Annotated in this window: 15 protein-coding genes and 1 pseudogene; 13 read left to right on the top strand and 3 right to left on the bottom strand. The window is 63.5% G+C overall.

The genetic code is table 11. The annotated features are described in order from the left end of the window. Positions 1-5 precede the first annotated feature (5 nt). From ABIB36_RS11185 to ligA, 7 genes are all read left to right on the top strand, one after another. Positions 6-962, top strand: a complete 957-nt coding sequence (locus tag ABIB36_RS11185) for an electron transfer flavoprotein subunit alpha/FixB family protein (RefSeq protein WP_084348523.1) — start codon at positions 6-8, stop codon at positions 960-962. 160 nt (positions 963-1,122) lie between these two features. After that, the gene (locus ABIB36_RS11180; protein ID WP_354559442.1) at positions 1,123-1,944 is read left to right on the top strand and encodes a GNAT family N-acetyltransferase; all 822 of its coding nucleotides are present in this window, start codon (positions 1,123-1,125) and stop codon (positions 1,942-1,944) included. Then, positions 1,941-2,822, top strand: coding sequence for a lysophospholipid acyltransferase family protein (locus ABIB36_RS11175; RefSeq protein ID WP_354559443.1), 882 nt, complete (start codon positions 1,941-1,943; stop codon positions 2,820-2,822). The genes ABIB36_RS11180 and ABIB36_RS11175 overlap by 4 nt, the downstream gene beginning before the upstream one ends. 65 nt (positions 2,823-2,887) lie before the next feature. Next, positions 2,888-4,126 carry a cysteine desulfurase family protein gene (locus tag ABIB36_RS11170; RefSeq protein ID WP_354559445.1) on the top strand — a complete coding sequence of 413 codons (1,239 nt, stop codon included), beginning with the start codon at positions 2,888-2,890 and terminating at the stop codon, positions 4,124-4,126. Then, positions 4,126-5,217 (top strand): tRNA 2-thiouridine(34) synthase MnmA, encoded by a 1,092-nt coding sequence (gene mnmA, locus ABIB36_RS11165; protein WP_354559447.1) that lies wholly within the window; start codon positions 4,126-4,128, stop codon positions 5,215-5,217. The genes ABIB36_RS11170 and mnmA overlap by 1 nt, the downstream gene beginning before the upstream one ends. After that, positions 5,214-6,233 carry a methionine synthase gene (locus ABIB36_RS11160; protein ID WP_354559449.1) on the top strand — a complete coding sequence of 340 codons (1,020 nt, stop codon included), beginning with the start codon at positions 5,214-5,216 and terminating at the stop codon, positions 6,231-6,233. Before mnmA ends, ABIB36_RS11160 begins: the two co-directional genes overlap by 4 nt. A 102-nt stretch (positions 6,234-6,335) precedes the next feature. Next, complete coding sequence (gene ligA / locus ABIB36_RS11155; protein WP_354559704.1) at positions 6,336-8,435, top strand: NAD-dependent DNA ligase LigA; 2,100 nt, start codon at positions 6,336-6,338, stop codon at positions 8,433-8,435. 10 nt (positions 8,436-8,445) lie between these two features. Here the strand turns inward: ligA and ABIB36_RS11150 are convergent, their stop codons facing one another. Further along, positions 8,446-9,096 carry an ACT domain-containing protein gene (locus tag ABIB36_RS11150; RefSeq protein WP_084348528.1) on the bottom strand — a complete coding sequence of 217 codons (651 nt, stop codon included), beginning with the start codon at positions 9,094-9,096 and terminating at the stop codon, positions 8,446-8,448. 285 nt (positions 9,097-9,381) lie between these two features. Here ABIB36_RS11150 and gatC point away from each other — a divergent pair, with 285 nt between their 5' ends. Genes gatC through ABIB36_RS11135 form a run of 3 tightly spaced genes read left to right on the top strand, consistent with a single transcriptional unit; the run spans position 9,382 to position 12,363 of the window. Beyond that, positions 9,382-9,681, top strand: a complete 300-nt coding sequence (gene gatC, locus ABIB36_RS11145; RefSeq protein WP_084348927.1) for an Asp-tRNA(Asn)/Glu-tRNA(Gln) amidotransferase subunit GatC — start codon at positions 9,382-9,384, stop codon at positions 9,679-9,681. Further along, on the top strand, positions 9,678-11,150 hold the full coding sequence (gene gatA / locus ABIB36_RS11140; protein WP_354559452.1) for an Asp-tRNA(Asn)/Glu-tRNA(Gln) amidotransferase subunit GatA: 1,473 nt from the start codon (positions 9,678-9,680) through the stop codon (positions 11,148-11,150). Before gatC ends, gatA begins: the two co-directional genes overlap by 4 nt. Positions 11,151-11,157: 7 nt before the next feature. Next, entirely contained in the window at positions 11,158-12,363 is a 1,206-nt protein-coding gene (locus tag ABIB36_RS11135) for an alpha/beta hydrolase (RefSeq protein WP_354559454.1), read from the top strand. Here the strand turns inward: ABIB36_RS11135 and ABIB36_RS11130 are convergent. Both ABIB36_RS11130 and ABIB36_RS11125 read right to left on the bottom strand, forming a co-directional pair. Then, positions 12,360-13,582, bottom strand: a pseudogene (locus ABIB36_RS11130) (alpha/beta-hydrolase family protein). The gene ABIB36_RS11135 and the pseudogene ABIB36_RS11130 overlap by 4 nt on opposite strands. 170 nt (positions 13,583-13,752) lie before the next feature. Further along, positions 13,753-14,433: a phospholipase A2 gene (locus ABIB36_RS11125; protein WP_143542225.1), complete on the bottom strand. Its 681-nt coding sequence runs from the start codon at positions 14,431-14,433 to the stop codon at positions 13,753-13,755. Positions 14,434-14,678: 245 nt separating this feature from the next. On the opposite strand from ABIB36_RS11125, the gene ABIB36_RS11120 reads away from it, so the two are divergent. The 3 genes from ABIB36_RS11120 to ABIB36_RS11110 all read left to right on the top strand — a co-directional run bounded on the left by ABIB36_RS11120 (position 14,679) and on the right by ABIB36_RS11110 (position 17,627). Beyond that, positions 14,679-15,839: a sensor histidine kinase gene (locus tag ABIB36_RS11120; RefSeq protein ID WP_256895946.1), complete on the top strand. Its 1,161-nt coding sequence runs from the start codon at positions 14,679-14,681 to the stop codon at positions 15,837-15,839. A gap of 10 nt (positions 15,840-15,849) precedes the next feature. Beyond that, positions 15,850-16,512, top strand: a complete 663-nt coding sequence (locus tag ABIB36_RS11115) for a response regulator (RefSeq protein ID WP_354559456.1) — start codon at positions 15,850-15,852, stop codon at positions 16,510-16,512. 83 nt (positions 16,513-16,595) lie between these two features. After that, entirely contained in the window at positions 16,596-17,627 is a 1,032-nt protein-coding gene (locus ABIB36_RS11110; protein WP_084348930.1) for an ATP-dependent 6-phosphofructokinase, read from the top strand. Positions 17,628-17,677 lie beyond the last annotated feature (50 nt).

Raw genomic sequence — 17,677 nt, 5'->3', positions numbered from 1 at the left:
AAGAAATGGCAGAAGTACTTGTGCTCGTCGAGCACGCAGAGGGAACGCTCAAGAAGGTCAGTCTCGAGCTCATCACCGCGGCACGCGCACTCGGTGAGCCGTCGGCAGTCGTAACCGGTCCGGCCGGCACTACCGACAAGCTGGCCGACGCACTGGCAGAGGCCGGTGCCGAGAAGATCTACGCCGCCGAGTCCGAGGACATCGACGGCTTCCTTCTCACACCGAAGATCGATGTCCTGTCGAGCCTCGCGGAGTCCGTGAGCCCGGCAGCGATCATCACTGCGGCCAGTGCCGAGGGCAAAGAGGTTGCAGGCCGCCTGGCTGCACGCCTGGGATCCGGGCTGCACTCCGACGTCGTCGCCGTGAACGGTGACGGCAGCGCCGTGTACTCCATCTTCGGTGGCGCGTTCACCGTCGAGGCCAAGGCCAACGGCGACGTTCCCGTCATCTCGGTTCGCCCGGGTGCAATCGAAGCCGAGCCGAAGGCCGGCGCAGGCACCCGCGAGGCCGTCGAGGTACCAGCTCAGGAAGAGGGCGTGACCAAGGTCACCTCGCGTGACCCGATCGTCGGCGGCGACCGTCCGGAACTGACCGAGGCGAAGGTTGTCGTCTCCGGTGGCCGTGGCGTCGGTAGCGCAGACAAGTTCAGCGTCATCGAAGAACTGGCCGATTCGCTCGGTGCCGCCGTCGGCGCATCGCGCGCAGCGGTCGACTCCGGCTACTACCCGGGCCAGTTCCAGGTCGGCCAGACGGGCAAGACCGTCTCACCGCAGCTCTACATCGCTCTCGGAATTTCCGGTGCCATCCAGCACCGCGCGGGCATGCAGACTTCGAAGACGATCGTCGCGATCAACAAGGACGAAGAGGCACCGATCTTCGAGATTGCCGACTACGGCATCGTGGGCGACCTGTTCAACGTTGCACCGCAGCTCAAGGACGCAGTGAAGAAGCACAAGGGCTGACAGGCTCTGTAATTGCCGAAGAATGTCCCCGCCGTCCTCGCGACTGCGGGGACATTCTTCTATGACGACCTGTTCACAGAAGAAGCAGTTCACACAACGGCTTCGGACGCGTTACCTGCTGGATGCGCTGACGCCGCACCCAGTCGTTAGACACAGCATCATGGCCACCTCAGTCATGAATTTGCACCTCTCGACCGCTCCCGTCACCGACCGATACACGGTGGTGATGGAAACCGACAAAGACCACCGCGAAGCCGCGCAGCGCCTTCGCTACGACGTGTTTGCCTCCGAACCGGGCTTTCGAATGCCGAGTAATTCCGATGGACGCGACTTCGACCGATTCGATGAACACTGCGACCACATACTCGTCCGCGACAATCGGAGCGACTCCTTCGTCGGGTGCTATCGAATGCTCCCTCCCGACGCTGCGATCCGGGCTGGTGGGTACTACACCGCGACCGAGTTCGACATCACCGCGCTGGACCCGGTGGGCGCCAGGGTCGTCGAAATGGGCCGAGCCGTCGTGCATCCCGACCACAGATCGGGATCCGTTCTGGGTTTGATGTGGGCCGGAATTCTGCACTATCTCGAGGTCACCGGGCTGGAATCGGTGATGGGTTGTGTGTCGGTACCCATGCAGTGCGGGGATGCGGAACTGCCCGGTGCGAACATTCGTGGGGTGCGTGACTTCCTCCTCGATCGGCATGGATCCCCGCTCGATCGGCGGGCTGTGCCATACAACCCCGTGGTCGTCGAGGGAAGATCGCTCGACGACATAGCGAGCCCTGTCCGGATCTCGATTCCGCCGCTGTTGAAGGGCTACCTGAGGCTCGGCGCCACGGTATGCGGGGAACCCGCTCATGATCCGGCATTCGCAGTTGCCGATTTTGTTGCGCTCCTCGGTCTGCAGCAAGCGAATACGCGCTACCTGGACCGGCTTCGTAGCGCTGCGGAATCGTTCGAGAGGAAGTCGAGCGCGTGAGCGAGCACTCGTGGATGCCGTCGAGTCCGTGCGGAGACCGCTGCATTCCGCGCAGCGCGGAGTCCATCCGGCGGATCGGAGTGGTGGTGCGCGCCGCATCGGCATTGTTCGCCATCGGATTGGTGCCGCTGTTGATTCTGATCGGTCTGTTCTGGCCACGTGTCCGAAGCGGCGCAGCGATAATCGGCGCGAGAGTGTTGTTGGCGGCGGTCGGCATCGGTCTCCGAGTGGAGGATCTTCGATCCGACCGAGAGGCCTCGCGCACGCGGAACGGTTCGCTGGTGGTCGCAGGCCATGTCTCCTGGACCGACATCCTGGTGTTGACCGCGATTCGCCCCGCCAGATTCGTCGCTCGGGGAGATCTGGTCGACTGGCCCGTCCTCGGGCTCCTGGCGCGGTCGATGAAGGTGATTCCCATCGATCGAGGAAGGCTTCGCGCGCTTCCCGGGACAGTCGATCAGGTATCGGCCACGCTGCGCGACGGTGGCTCGGTCATCGTTTTTCCCGAGGGGACGACGTGGTGCGGTCTCGCCTACGGATCGTTCCGGCCCGCCATGTTCCAAGCCGCGATCGATACCGAGACCTGGGTGCAGCCGGTTCGGCTGCGATATGTCGACAGCTTTCGCGATCGGACGACGACGTCGACGTGCTTCGTCGGGGACGAGACCATCGGTCGGTCGATCGGACGTATTTTTCGGTTGAGGGGCATAGTGGCGGAGGTCGCATTGGTCGCCCCGCAGGCCCCAGGACACGACCGACGCGACCTCGCGCGTCGATGTGAGGACTCGGTCAGGGCCGATGACGTGCACGACCGGCGCCTTCATCCAATAAATGAGCGCGTGGACATCGATCCGAAGGCCACGTTCACGCGCAGGTGACGCACTCCGGTCCCGGTATCGCGTGCAAAGGGCAACGGCGAGGACCCGCTATCCTGGTAATCGTTATGCCTTCTGCCCGCAGTTCGGCTGCTATCAACTCGACGAGTCCTCCCGTCTACCTCGATCACGCAGCGACGACACCGATGTCCGCCGCCGCGATCGAGGCGATGACTGCTGCTTTCGCTACCGTCGGCAACGCGTCGTCCTTGCATGGCTCGGGCCGTGCGGCCAGACGCCGTGTCGAGGAGTCTCGTGAATCGATCGCTGCAGACCTCGGCGCGCGGCCTTCGGAAGTGATCTTCACCTCAGGTGGCACCGAGAGCGACAACCTCGCTGTGAAGGGAATCTTCACTGCCCGACGCGACGAAGACTCCCGTCGTACCAGGATCATCGCCTCATCCGTGGAGCACCACGCCGTGCTCGACGCGGTGGAGTGGCTCGTTGCGCACGAGGGCGCTCAGGTGACGTGGCTGCCGGTCGACGAGTCGGGATGCGTGCATCCCGACGTACTTCGCGCCGAACTCGATGTAAGCGCGAGTGAGACGGCGCTGGTCACCGTCATGTGGGCGAACAACGAAGTCGGCACCATCATGCCGATCCGAGCTCTCGCACGTGTTGCTCGCGAATTCGATGTGCCGATGCACAGTGACGCCATTCAGGCAGTTCCACATCTGCAGGTCGACTTCGCTGACAGCGGGCTGTCCGCGCTCAGTATCGCGGCGCATAAATTCGGTGGCCCGCAGGGCGTCGGAGCGTTGCTGCTCGGCCGGACCGTCCCCTGCGTTCCGCTGTTGCACGGTGGCGGCCACGAACGTGACGTTCGATCGGGCACCCACGACACAGCCTCTATCGTCGCCATGGCTGCAGCGCTGAGGGAGGCCGTCGACAATCGTGAGCGGCAGCACGAAGAACTGTCCCGGCTGCGCGATCGCATGATCGCCGGGGTCCGCGCGATCGATCCCGATGTGATTGTCAACGGCGCCGCAGGCGAAGGTGGCCTGGCAGGTATTGCACATTTCACATTTCCTGGTTGCGAGGGCGATTCGCTGTTGATGCTGCTCGATGCCGCCGGGATCGAATGCTCGACGGGGTCTGCGTGCACGGCAGGCGTTGCAAGCGCCAGTCATGTGTTGATAGCGATGGGGGCGGACCCGTCGACTGCGCGGGGGTCGTTGCGGTTCTCGTTGGGAGCCGGGTCTTCCGACAGTGACATCGACGCCCTCCTGGCGGCTTTGCCTCAGGTAATCGAACGTGCCCGCGCTGCGGGACTTGCGAGCGTAGGAGCTCGGGGAGGACATCGCTGATGCGTATTTTGGCAGCAATGAGCGGCGGAGTCGATTCGGCGGTGGCGGCGGCTCGGGCCGTCGACGACGGACACGATGTCGTCGGTGTACATCTGGCATTGTCCAGCGAGCCCGGGACGCTTCGCACGGGCTCACGTGGGTGCTGCTCGAAGGAGGACGCCGGTGATGCACGCCGCGCTGCAGACGTCCTCGGAATCCCGTTCTACGTCTGGGATTTCGCCGACCGATTCAAAGAAGACGTCATCGACGACTTCATCGAATCCTATGCCGCAGGCGAGACTCCCAATCCGTGCTTGCGCTGCAACGAGAAGATCAAGTTCTCTGCGCTGGCCGACCGCGCACTGGCACTCGGCTTCGACGCCGTCGCAACCGGTCACTATGCGCAACTGCACGATGGTGTCCTGCGTCGAGCGGTCGATGCCGACAAAGACCAGTCGTATGTACTTGCCGTTCTCACCGAGAGCCAACTCTCTCGCGCGATGTTCCCGATCGGCGACACACCGAAGTCGGAGATCCGCGCCGAAGCGGCCGAGCGGGGACTCGCTGTCGCCGACAAGCCGGACAGCCACGACATCTGCTTCATTCCCTCGGGTGACACCCGAGCATTCCTCGGTGCCACGATCGGAATCAGGCCGGGCAAGGTCGTCGACGCCGACACCGGCGCCGAGCTGGCCGACCACGACGGAATACATGGATTCACCATCGGGCAGCGCAAGGGCCTGGGTGTCGAGGGACCTGCAGCAGACGGGAAGCCGCGCTACGTGACGGCGATCGAAGCCGAGAGTGGCAACGTGATCGTAGGATCGGCGACGCGGCTGGATGTCTGGGGCATCACCGGAGAGCGCGCGGTATGGACGCAGGGAACCGCGCCGATCGGGCCGATCGAGTGCGTCGTGCAGGTTCGTGCGCACGGCGGCCTGACCGACGCCGTAGCCGAGGCCACCGCCGACGGTGGCATGGACATTGCTCTTCGTGCACCGCTCACTGGCGTTGCGCGGGGACAGGCTGCCGTTCTGTATCGCCGGGATATGGAGGGAGACATCGTGATCGGGAGCTCCACGATCTCCGGTACTCGTTCCGAGAACGTGTGACCGCGGGCGTTTTCAGCTCCCTCTCGACCGGTATCGGATCGTGGCCCGGTGTCGACGTTCGTGAAGCCTGCGCCGTCGTGCTCGGGGAGCTACCGGTTCTGCCTCATCTCGTAGAACTCCCAGCCCGTGGCATCGGAGCCGACATGATCGGTCGTACCGGTGCCATCATGGCGGACATCGAACTGGATGTCCGAACTTCGGGTTACCGTGTTGCTCAGCGTAAGTCGCTCACCGGACGGCGTGCTGCGGACCTACTGCGCGAGGATCTCGATATTCTCGAAGAGCTTTGGGAGACGGGTGGTTTCGCGTCCTCGGACCGCCGGTTGAAAATTCAGGTCGCCGGCCCGTTCACCATGGCTGCGCAGGTGGAGCTTCGGTCGGCCCATCGCGTGCTGACCGACCGTGGTGCGGTGCGCGACTTCGCTGGATCGCTGGCAGAGGGGGTCCGGCAACACTGTGCGGAGATATCCTCGCGCCTCGGCGTCGAGGTAGTCGTCCAACTCGACGAGCCGAGTCTTCCTGCGGTGCTGGAAGGTTCACTGAGTGGGGTGACGATGCTGGATTCGGTGCGCGCTATGCCGGAGCCCGACGCGCTGGATCTGCTCGACACCGTCATAGCTGGTATCGGCCTCCCGGTTGCCGTCCATTGTTGCGCTCCTGCCGCTCCGCTCGAGTTGATTCGTCGGAGTGCTGCGCAGGCCGCGGCAGTCGACGTCTCCTTGCTGCGATCACGCGATCTCGATTCTGTGGGTGAGTTTCTGCAGGCCGGAAAAACGTTGATGTTGGGGTTGGTGCCCGCTGTCGCCCCGGATCGGACACCGAAATGGCGTGAGGTGGCGACACCTGCGGTGACGCTCGTCGACCGGCTCGGGTTTCCGCGGTCCGTGCTCGCGACGCAGATGTCGGTAGTACCTGCGTGCGGTCTTGCGGAGGCGACGCCCGAGTGGGCTCGCACTGCGCTGGCTCTGGCGAAGGACGTCGCAGACGCCTTTCAGGATGCGCCCGACTCCCTGTAGCGCTTTCGGTGCGCCGACGTCGTCAACGGTGTCGGTCGGGTCCGTTAATCTTTCGGGGTGGACGAAACGACTGCTGTACCGCGTTCTGCTGCCGAGCGTTCGATCGACAATCCGGCGGGGGAGTCGGCGGGCACTCCTGCCTCGGGCGCCGATCGTGAACGGTGGCAGGCCCTGGCCGAGGAAGTTCGAGGCCACCAGTTTCGGTACTACGTCCGCGATTCGCCGATCATCTCCGACGGTGAGTTCGATGTTCTGCTGCGGGAACTGACCGAACTCGAGCAAGCGCATCCAGATCTTCGGACCCCTGATTCGCCGACGCAACTGGTCGGCGGAGGATTCGCCACCGACTTCACGGCAGTCGATCATCCCGAGCGAATGTTGAGTCTGGACAATGTATTCGACTACGAAGAGCTTCGCACCTGGGCGAAGAGAGTCGAAGCGGAAGCCGGCCCGAATCTCCATTACCTGACCGAAGTAAAGATCGACGGCGTCGCGCTCGATCTCGTGTACGAGAACGGAAAACTGGTTCGCGGCGCTACCCGCGGTGATGGTCGTACCGGTGAGGACGTCACCCTCAATGCTCGAACGATCGAGGACATACCGGAGACTCTCGTGGCCACCGCGGACCACCCGATCCCGGCGTTCCTCGAGGTCCGCGGCGAAGTCTTCTTCCGTCTCGAGGATTTCCGGGCGCTCAATGCATCACTGGTCGAGGAAGGTAAGCCGCCCTTCGCCAATCCTCGGAATTCCGCTGCCGGCTCCTTACGACAGAAGAATCCGGCTATCACTTCCAAACGTCGGCTGGGGATGATCTGCCACGGCCTCGGACGAATGGAAGGATTCTCGCCCGATTCGCAATTGCACGCGTACGAGGCGTTGAAGGCCTGGGGGTTGCCCGTCTCCGTTCATACGACACGCGTTCAGGGGATCGACGCTGTCGTGGAGCGAGTGGCCTACTGGGACGAGCACCGGCACGACGTCGAACACGAAGTCGACGGGCTCGTGGTCAAGATCGACGACATGGGTCTGCACCGCCGACTCGGTACTACTTCACGTGCGCCGAGATGGGCGATTGCGTTCAAGTATCCGCCCGAGGAGGTCACCACGACGCTCCTCGACATCAGGGTGAGCGTCGGTCGAACCGGCCGGGTCACTCCGTTCGCCTACATGAAACCGGTGCTGGTCGCCGGATCGACCGTGTCGTTGGCGACCTTGCACAACGGTTCCGAGGTCAAGCGCAAAGGCATCTTGATCGGGGATACCGTCGTGATCCGTAAGGCGGGCGAGGTCATTCCCGAGGTGCTCGGCCCGGTGGTGGATGCCCGTACCGGTGAGGAAACCGAGTTCGTCATGCCGACGCATTGCCCCGAGTGCGGCACGCTTCTGGCACCCGCCAAGGAGGGCGATGCCGATCTGCGGTGTCCCAACTCGCAGTTCTGCCCCGGCCAACGACGCGAACGGTTGTTCTTCGTCGCCGAGCGTGGCCGTTTCGACATCGAAGGTCTGGGATACGAGGCCGCGTCGGATTTGCTCGCGGCGGAGGTGGTTCTCGACGAGGGAGATATCTTCTCGTTGACGGAAGAGGATCTGTTGAAGACCTCGATCTTCCGAACCAAGGCGGGCCTGTTGTCCGCCAATGGACGCCGGTTGTTGGACAATCTCGATTCCGCGAAAGATCGTCCGCTGTGGCGGGTACTGGTCAGCCTGTCGATCCGACACGTAGGCCCGTCGGCCGCTCGAGCGCTCGCAGGTGAGTTCGGCAGCCTCGACCGAATAGAGGCCGCCTCCCAAGAGGAATTGGCCGCTGTCGACGGCGTCGGTAACACGATCGCGACGGCGGTGTCGGAATGGTTCTCGGTGCCCTGGCATCGCGAGATCGTCGACAAATGGCGTGCGGCAGGTGTGCGGATGGAAGACGAACGAGATTCCTCGATAGTGCGCAACCTCGAAGGACTCTCGATCGTCGTGACCGGATCGCTCGAGAAGTACTCGCGCGACGAGGCAAAGGAAGCGATCCTCGTTCGCGGCGGCAAGGCAGCCGGCTCGGTGTCGAAGAAGACTGCATTCGTCGTTGTCGGAGAGGCACCTGGAACCAAGCACGACAAAGCCGTCGAGCTGGGGGTGCCGGTGTTGGACGAAGCGGGGTTCACGACGCTGCTCACCGAGGGGCCCGACGCTGTCCGGCCGGCCGAACCGGAGTAGGACGGACGATCTAGTTCAGAACAGTGGCGACGATGCCGGCCAAATATCCGAGGCGGGCTACTTCCGACGGCCTGAACTCTGGACCGCCGGGGCGTCCGAGCATCAATACTGTTCCGGTCGAGCCCAGCGGCGCGGCAGCCAGTGTCGTGTCCATGTCTCGCCACACCTTGGGGACCCAATCGGCATCGCCGTCGAGGCTTGCCGGACGTGTGAGCGGCATCCAGGGCATCTCGGTGGCGTGGGTTTCGGGGGCGCCCGAGCTGCCGACGACTCGAAACGATCCGTGTTTGTTCGTCGCCACCACGACGCTCCACCCGACGCGCAATACTCGTGGTGCGCCGTCGACGAGTACCTGAAGTCGATCGTCGGACGCCGCTGCGACGCGGTCGATGAGTTCCAGTTCACGGTGGGTGTCCAGCACTCCGGTGTACGGCCTGATGGAGTCGACTCGGACATCGGTCACATTCTCCGAAGCAGTGATCAACGTGTCCGGCAGAGATCCGGGCGCCACCTCCACGACGAGGTCGTCCACCGCGTAGCCGTCGCCCCGTTCGATCACGTCGAGGGACAGGATGTCCGCGCCGACGGAACCCAACGCGACTGCGAGTGCACCGAGACTGCCTGGTCGATCGGGCAGTTGGACGCGGAGCAGGTACGACATGTCGCAGCCTTTCGGTGGCGTGTGGCGGAAGAGTTCGGTGCCGTCAGCTATCGGAACTTAACCGACCCGATGCGCCGCATCTGTACAGCGCCGCGCGCAATCCTCGCACTGTCTTGGATCTGAGGTCGAACTGCAGCCCCGCACGTAACCGGGGCGACATATACCGCGGTGTCGACCGAGGAGAGTGAACGCTGAATGCGACGACTGGATGGTCAGCTACTACGCTTGCACACGGTCGCGTACCTGTGCGGCTTGCTCTTGACTTGTGTGAAAGGGGTCTACGCGGTGCCTGATATCTCCCGCGACGAGGTGGCTCACCTCGCCCGGCTGTCCCGGCTGGCTCTCAGCGAAGCCGAATTGGACGAGTTCGCCGGCCAGCTGGATTCGATTCTTCACTACGTGAAGACGGTCGCGGAGGTTGCGGCGGACGACGTCCCACCGACGGCCAATCCCAGTGCTATCACCAACGTGACGCGACCGGACGTGATCGTGCCGGGTCTTACCCCCGAGCAAGCGTTGTCGAGTGCGCCCAACGCAGAGGGGAATCGGTTCGCCGTCCCGCAGATTCTGGGAGAGAACGAATGACCGATCTGACTGCTCTCGACGCCTCCGAACTGGCGTCGCGTATTCACTCTCGTGAAGTCTCGGCAGTGGAGGTGACGCAGGCTCACCTGGACCGTATCGACAAGGTCGACGGTGAGTTCCACGCATTCCTTCATGTCGCCGGAGCCGGTGCCTTGGTATCCGCCAAAGAGGTCGATGCTTCGCTCGCTGCCGGGGATGCGCCCGCATCCGCGCTCGCCGGGGTGCCGCTTGCGCTCAAGGACGTGTTCACCACGACCGATATGCCGACGACGGCTGCGTCGAAAATTCTCGAGGGATGGATCTCTCCCTACGATTCGACGGTCACCTCCAAGCTTCGGGCCGCGGGTATCCCATTGTTGGGCAAGACCAACATGGACGAATTCGCGATGGGCTCGTCCACCGAGAACTCGGCCTACGGACCGACCAAGAACCCGTGGGACACCACACGCATCCCGGGTGGCTCCGGAGGCGGAAGCGCGGCAGCGCTGGCCTCGTACCAAGCCCCGCTCGCCATCGGCACGGACACCGGCGGTTCGATTCGTCAGCCCGCTGCCCTTACCGGCACGGTCGGCACCAAGCCGACGTACGGCACGGTGTCTCGCTACGGGCTCATCGCCTGCGCGTCCTCGCTCGATCAGGGCGGCCCCTGCGGGCGCACAGTTCTGGACACCGCATTGCTGCACGAGGTCATCGCTGGGCACGACCCACGCGATTCCACCTCGGTCGACACCGTTGTGCCGTCGGTCGTTGCGGCAGCACGCGAAGGTGCCCGAGGGGACCTTTCCGGTGTTCGTGTCGGCGTCGTGAAGGAATTGCACTCCGACAGTTATCAATCCGGTGTCATCTCCTCCTTCGATGCCGCCGTGGCAACTTTGACCGGTCTCGGTGCCGAGGTGGTCGAGGTGTCGTGCCCCAGTTTCGTGCATGCCCTCGCCGCGTACTACCTGATTCTGCCTTCCGAGGTGTCCTCGAACCTTGCCCGTTTCGACGGTATGCGATATGGCGCCCGCGCTGGTGACGACGGAAGTAACAGTGCCGATCAGGTCATGGCCATCACGCGCGCCGAAGGATTCGGCGCAGAAGTCAAGCGTCGCATCATGATCGGTACCTACGCGTTGTCCGCCGGGTACTACGACGAGTACTACGGTCAGGCACTCAAGGTCCGCACTCTCATCGCGCGGGACTTCGACGCCGCCTACGAGAAGGTGGACGTGCTGCTGTCGCCGACGACACCGACGACAGCGTTCCCGTTGGGGGACAAGGTGAACGATCCGATCGCGATGTACCTCAACGACCTGTGCACGTTGCCGACCAACCTTGCCGGCCACTGCGCAATGTCCGTGCCTTCGGGTCTGGCGGCCGAGGACGGGTTGCCTGTCGGCTTGCAGATCATGGCACCGGCATTCGCCGACGATCGCCTCTACCGGATCGGTGCGGCATACGAGGTTGCTCGCGGCCCGCTGAAGTAACGCGATCATGAGGTCGTGGCCGCGTGGTTTCGCACATAACGTGGTTCATCTACGTATCGAGGGTCAGTTCGTCTCGATAGCGACGGTCGCGGCGATAGCGGCCGTGATGATGGTGGCGGTCTTGCTGTGGGTTCGCCTCGGTCGCGGAGGGGGCGGTTTCGTTCGCACCGGAGATACCGCGATCGGTGCGGCCGGACTCGCTGCTGCAGTCCTCGTCGTCCTGGCTACTGCAGCTCAATTGAACGTGCACACCTTCGAGTACCCCACACTGGCGGCGGCGCTGGGCCATCCACCGGTAGTCGCGGCTGAGTTATCCGCGCTGGAGAAGCCGGCATCCTCGGTGGTCGAGAGCCGACCACTCGAGGATGCGTGGCAACAGTCCATTACTTGGCGAGGGTCCGACGCCCTGCCCGATCACGGCAATGTCATCGAAGCGGATATTCCCGGCACCGCATCGGGTTTCTCCGCACGCCCAGCGTCGATCTACTTCCCTCCCGCTTACTTGTCGGACCCCCGCGCCGATCTGCCGGTCCTGGTACTGCTGACCGGCCAGCCGGGACACGTAGTCGACTGGCTGGCCGGCGGCCACCTCGCGCGCACGATGGATACGTTTGCCGCCGCCCACAACGGACTCGCCCCGGTCGTGGTGGTCGCGGACGCTCTCGGTGACACCGAGGCGAACCCCATGTGCATGGATTCCGATCTCGGGAACGCGTTCACCTACCTGTCCGTCGACCTGCCGACGTGGGTGAGTGGACATCTGCAGGTGGCCTCCGATCCGCGAGAGTGGGCGATAGGCGGTTACTCCTACGGTGGAACCTGCGCGCTGCAGACTGCGGTGCTCGCACCGGCCGTGTATCCGACGTTTCTCGATATCTCGGGTGAGGACGAACCGCGGCGAGGGACGCGAGAGGAGTCGATCGCGGCCGCTTTCGGCGACAACAGTGAGGAATCGGTGCGACGCTTCGATTCCGTGGCGCCGCTGACGGTTCTCGACGAGCGTTGTTTCGGCTCCAGCGCAGGGGCCTTCGTGGTGGGGACCGGCGATACCGAATTTCGACCGCAGACCGAACGTGCTTTCGCCGCCGCGAAGGTAGCCGGAGTCGACGCGCATCTTCGCGAGCTTCCCGGTGGGCACTCGATGGACGTATGGGCACCAGCTTTGGAAGCCGAAATGGACTGGCTCGCAGCACGTATGGGGCTGACTTCTTAGCATCCGGGCATCGAGGTTCCCTGGTCGGTGCCGTATCGGTGGCCGTGCCCAGCAGGGGTGCCGAGTGCGGAGAACAGGTCCACCGTCGTCTGGACGAAGCTGACGCCCGGTATCCATTGCGGTATCGGCGCGTCGCGGCGGGCGAAGCTCAGATCTGGTTTCGATCCGACGAGCTCGGTGGACCACCAGAGAACCGGGTCGGATGTGTTCGCCATCATCACCGCATTTCCGGGGGCAACCTCGTGCGCAGGTGGGCCTGCCCACAGCGCTCCACACAGTGTCGTCGGCACAGTGTTTCGCTGGAGCGTCGCTGCGGCCGAACTACCGCCGATGGACCCGAGGCTTTGCCCGTAGAGATAGAGGTTCGGCCGCGCATCGAGCGGTATCTCGCGGACACGGCGCGATACCGCCTCGAGCAATGCCGTCGCGGACGCCTTGGCCAGCGGTTGTGCGAAAAGGAATGTAGCCCAACTGGGTTCATGTGATACTGAGCCGCGACGGTAGCGACGTCCCCGTCGAACCGTGTTTCGAGTCCGGTGACGGCATTCTCGTCGATCCATCCGGAACCGGTCGGTACAGCGACGACGATGTGTGAGCGGTCGAATCCACCTGCGCGGTCGAGCTCGCGTACTGCCAACTCGGCGCGTGCCTCGACGTCGGTGGACGCTTGGACTCCGATGTAGGCGCGTACGGTCGAAATATCAGTACCGCCCGCGGCGAAAATGCGGCCTTCACGGCCCAGATCGTTCCAGGTGATAAGCGATGCAGCACTGCCGGACCGAGAACGCGAATTCGGAATCGGCAGGGAAATGTCGACGAGCGAATTCGCTACAGCGGACCGTTCGGCAAGGCTGGAGAAGGCCATCGGTACCGCGATGAAGTAGGAGCCGATCAGGAGGACTGTCAGCATGACAATCGCCTTCACTCGTCCAAGGCGTAGATATCCGCGAGTGGTCGCGAGAAAGAGCACGATCAGAATCGCCGAGACGGAGACCGAACCGCACAGTACTTCGACCCAATGCAACCGGCTTGCTGCAGGCATGCCCATGGACGAGCGCAGGGAGCTCTGCCACCTCGCTGCGGCAACTCCTGCGAGAGCTACCGAGACAACACTTGCCGCAGCCGCCACACGTCGGGCTCCGCACTGCGGGGCGACCGGCACGAGTCGGCGGAGAAGTCGGTGGAGTCCAGCCGACAGTCCGAGGCCGAGGGCCGCCATGACTCCAGTGACCAGTGCTTGTGTCAGCGAAGACCTGGGCAGAAGTCCCGGGGCAAGCGATGCTGCAACCATGCCTCCGACGATCAGCGATGTCGCGACGCGAGGAACAGCGAGTCGGGGCTCGGGAGCAGTCCGAAGTGCAGCAGTGGGGCGCAGGCGGACGGACGTGGTCATGATGACACTGCCTGGCGGGCGCGACGAGAAGGACAGGGCGACAAGGCGCCCAGCGTCGCGGCCGACAGTGCGGTAACGACAGCGCCGGCAAGCAGGAACGGTAGTGCAGGTTCCGGAATGGGTGTCCCGTCGTGCTGACGCCATGAGTTCAAACGAACCGAGGATGCGGCAACCTCGGCCATGCCGTCGCACACTGCCCGAGAAAGAACTTCGGTCCGCTGCGCACACGCGGCGTGCATATCTGCTGCAAGCTTCGAATCGAGGCTTCGTCGGGCAGAGGAGGGAAGCCTGTTGCCGTGAATCGCGCCGTGGCGTAGCAGATCGTAGCCGAGATCATGTGCTGCGCAGGCAGATTCGAACTCATCGGGCAGCGGTATCGGCGACGAGCAGCTCCCACCGGGATTCACCAGCAAGTCATGTTCGATGGTAGGGGAGTAACCGAAGTCGCCGACGAAGGCGGGCGGCACTTTCGATGCCGCGTCGGCTGCGTCGTGCATGGTCAGTGCCTCGATAGCAATCGTGGTTTCGGTACGCACCGTCGATCCGGATGAAGCGTCGGCACTCGCCTTTGGTACCGAGAACGCCACGTTCGCAGCCAGTGCTGCGCACACCGCCGCCACCGTGACCAGGTGGTTCGTTCGTCTTGTTTCGCTGGGCGTCCCGGCCGTTTGCTTCATAGTCAGAACGCTATGAACGGGTTGCGCCAGGCGTCCTCGCCCTGCGGTGCTGGTTCTGCCCGACACCGACACCTGAACGTCGACGCTGCGCTGATACCTAGGGGTTGGTGCTCTCTCACTCCTCAGTACGATGACTTTTCGGGTCAGGGTTCCTAGTGTTCACACCTGTGGGCAGAAAAATACTCTTCAGAACGCGCCGGACGAACGGCGCACGGACGGGCGCCGTTGCGCGCGTCGTTTCCTATATCGGTCCGATTCGGCTGGTGGATATCGCGATCGTGGTGATCACTGCCGTTCTCTATGCGGTGGCGTGGCCGACGCTCGCTCTCACCCATCAGGTTCCAGCCCCGATCATGCCGATCATCGCTGCGCTCGCTGCGTTTCCGTTTGTCGCGGTCCGCACCAATCCAGCACTGGGATGGGCTGTTTCGGCAGGCTCTGGATTGATCATCCCGGTCGCGTTTTCGCTGCAGCCGGGGTGGGAGTATCCCTGGCAGGTCGTGCATATCATCGTTTTGCTGACTCTTCTGTTCGCGGTGAGCTTGCGATGTGCAGTGCCGATCGTTGCGGTCGCCTGGGTGTCGACCGTGTTGCTTTTCGTTGCCGACATGCCCGGATCCGACGGGATCGGCTGGGCGGTGGGCCTGACGGCGATCACGATCTTCGGCCTGCTGATCCGCTGGCTGATCCTCTCGCGTAGACAACTGGCGAAGCAAGAGGAAGTAAACGATCTCGAGCGGACACGGCGCACAGTGTTGGAAGAGAAAGCCAAGATTGCACGCGACCTGCACGACGTGGTTGCCCACCACATGTCGCTGGTCGTTGTTCAAGCCCAGACCGCACCTTTTCGTCTCGACGATGTATCACCCTCGGCTGCAGCTGAATTCGATGCGATCGGCGCCACCGCACGCGAGGCGCTCAACGAAATACGTGGAATGCTCGGGGTACTTCGAAGCGATGGGGAACAAGCGGCGGATGCGCCGCAACCCGGAGCGGCCGACGTCGAGTCACTGCTCGAAGGCAGCCTCCGCGCAGGGGTCCGATTGAGCTGGACATCGACCGGAGATCCGGCGGTCATGTCGGATGCAGCAGGTCTCGCGCTGTACCGCATCGTGCAAGAATCGCTGTCCAATGTGGCCAGGCATGCCCCTGGGGCGGAAGTTCGAGTGCGGCTTACCTACGACCGAGACCCGGTATCGATGGAGGTCGTCAACGGACCTGCACCTGGCAACGGAACTGCGGTGATCGAATCGGGCACCGGCGGACATGGTGTGCGCGGTATGCGCGATCGCGCGATGGCCGCATCGGGGTGGCTGGATGCAAGGATTCTTCCCGACGGCGGATTCGAGGTAGTCGCGCGGTTGCCGCCACGCGTCACCGCCCCAGCGGCAGACAGGTCGGCATAGGGTGTCGCCTGTGGCCATCACCGTTTTCATCGCCGACGATCAGGCCATGGTTCGGCAAGGATTCGGCGCACTTCTAGCCGCGCAGTCCGACATCAGCGTCGTTGGCGACGCAGACAACGGCGCTACCGCGGTGACCGAAGTCGAACGTCTGAGACCCGACGTCGTATTGATGGATGTGCGGATGCCGCAGATGAACGGACTGGAGGCCGCCCGGGCGATCCTGCGCGGCTCGCATGACCCACCGGTGCGTGTCTTGATGTTGACGACGTTCGACATCGACGAGTACGTGTACGAGGCACTGGCTGTCGGTGCGAGCGGGTTCATGCTCAAGGATGCGCCTGCCGAGGAGTTGATTCGCGGCGTTCGCGTCGTCGCGGCCGGTCAGGCTCTGTTGGCGCCGTCGGTGACGAGGCGGCTCATCGCAGACGTGACCAAGAGACTTGGTTCGCTGCGATCGCAGCCGGCGAAGTTGGCCGTCCTCACACCCCGCGAACGCGAGGTCCTCGAACTGATCGCACAGGGCCTGTCGAACGGCGAAATCGCCGAGGCACTCTTCGTAGCGGAACAGACCGTCAAAACGCACGTCGGCAAAGTTCTCGGCAAACTTCACTTGCGCGATCGAGCCCAAGCGGTTGTGCTCGCCTACGAAACTGGAGTCGTCACACCCGGCTGATGTTGCCCATCGTGCTGCCGAAGCGGAAACGAACCGGCAAGATTACGGTGGACGGTATGGATTCGAGGAGAGGCGAGAATGCTATGCGCATCGGAGTTCTGACCGGCGGTGGTGATTGCCCAGGTCTCAATGCGGTGATCAGAGCAGTGGTGCGCACTGCGGATGCGCGATACGGATCGACCGTCGTGGGATTTCAGGACGGATGGCGCGGCCTGCTCGAGAATCGGCGTGTCCAGCTTCGCAACGACGACCGCAACGATCGGCTGCTGACCAAGGGCGGCACGATGCTCGGAACGGCGCGTACCAATCCCGATGTGCTTCGGGCCGGGCTCGACAGAATCAAGGAAACGCTCGAGGACAACGGAATCGATGTCCTCATCCCGATCGGTGGTGAGGGCACTTTGACTGCCGCACACTGGTTGTCGGAGGAAGGGGTACCCGTCGTCGGGGTGCCGAAGACCATCGACAACGACATCGACTGCACCGATGTCACATTCGGGTTCGACACTGCTCTGACGATCGCCACCGACGCCATCGACCGTCTGCACAGCACCGCGGAGTCCCATCAGCGGGTCATGCTCGTGGAAGTAATGGGCCGTCACGCCGGCTGGATCGCGCTGCATGCAGGTCTCGCGTCGGGATCTCACATGACGCTGATCCCGGAGCATCCCTTCGATGTCGACGAGGTCTGCGATTTGGTGCGTAAGCGCTTTCAGCGCGGTGATTCTCATTTCATCTGCGTCGTCGCCGAGGGCGCCAAGCCGAAAGAAGGATCGATGTCGTTGCTCGACGGCGGCATCGACGAGTTCGGACACGTCAAGTTCACCGGAGTTGCCCACCAACTGGGCCAGGAGATCGAGCGTCGGATCAACAAGGAAGTGCGCACCACGGTCCTGGGTCATGTCCAGCGCGGCGGCACACCCACTCCATATGACCGGGTGCTGGCGACAAGATTCGGGGTCAATGCAGTCGACGCTGCTCATGCGGGCGATTTCGGTCAGATGGTATCGGCGCGTGGCACCGAAATCGGTCTGGTATCGCTTGCCGAGGCGGTCAAGCAACTCAAACGAGTGCCCGAGAGTCGGTACATCGATGCAGCGGCGTTCTTCGGATAGAGCACCGCCTGTTCGTGTTCATACCTCACCGTCCGATCCCGATCGGCACC

The sequence above is a fragment of the Rhodococcus sp. UYP9 genome (assembly GCF_040547235.1).
Taxonomy (GTDB): domain Bacteria; phylum Actinomycetota; class Actinomycetes; order Mycobacteriales; family Mycobacteriaceae; genus Rhodococcoides.
Note: the sequence above shows the minus strand (reverse complement) of the source record. Positions and strands in the feature narration are given on the sequence as shown.

Excerpts from the sequence above, each read along its gene's own strand:
- ABIB36_RS11150 (WP_084348528.1), bottom strand. The coding sequence starts at position 9,096 with ATGTCGTACCTGCTCCGCGTCCAACTGCCCGATCGACCAGGCAGTCTC.
- gatA (WP_354559452.1), top strand. The coding sequence starts at position 9,678 with ATGACCGATCTGACTGCTCTCGACGCCTCCGAACTGGCGTCGCGTATT.
- ABIB36_RS11185 (WP_084348523.1), top strand. The coding sequence starts at position 6 with ATGGCAGAAGTACTTGTGCTCGTCGAGCACGCAGAGGGAACGCTCAAG.
- ABIB36_RS11170 (WP_354559445.1), top strand. The coding sequence starts at position 2,888 with ATGCCTTCTGCCCGCAGTTCGGCTGCTATCAACTCGACGAGTCCTCCC.
- mnmA (WP_354559447.1), top strand. The coding sequence starts at position 4,126 with ATGCGTATTTTGGCAGCAATGAGCGGCGGAGTCGATTCGGCGGTGGCG.
- ABIB36_RS11110 (WP_084348930.1), top strand. The coding sequence starts at position 16,596 with ATGCGCATCGGAGTTCTGACCGGCGGTGGTGATTGCCCAGGTCTCAAT.
- ABIB36_RS11135 (WP_354559454.1), top strand. The coding sequence starts at position 11,158 with ATGAGGTCGTGGCCGCGTGGTTTCGCACATAACGTGGTTCATCTACGT.
- ABIB36_RS11125 (WP_143542225.1), bottom strand. The coding sequence starts at position 14,433 with ATGAAGCAAACGGCCGGGACGCCCAGCGAAACAAGACGAACGAACCAC.
- ABIB36_RS11180 (WP_354559442.1), top strand. The coding sequence starts at position 1,123 with ATGGCCACCTCAGTCATGAATTTGCACCTCTCGACCGCTCCCGTCACC.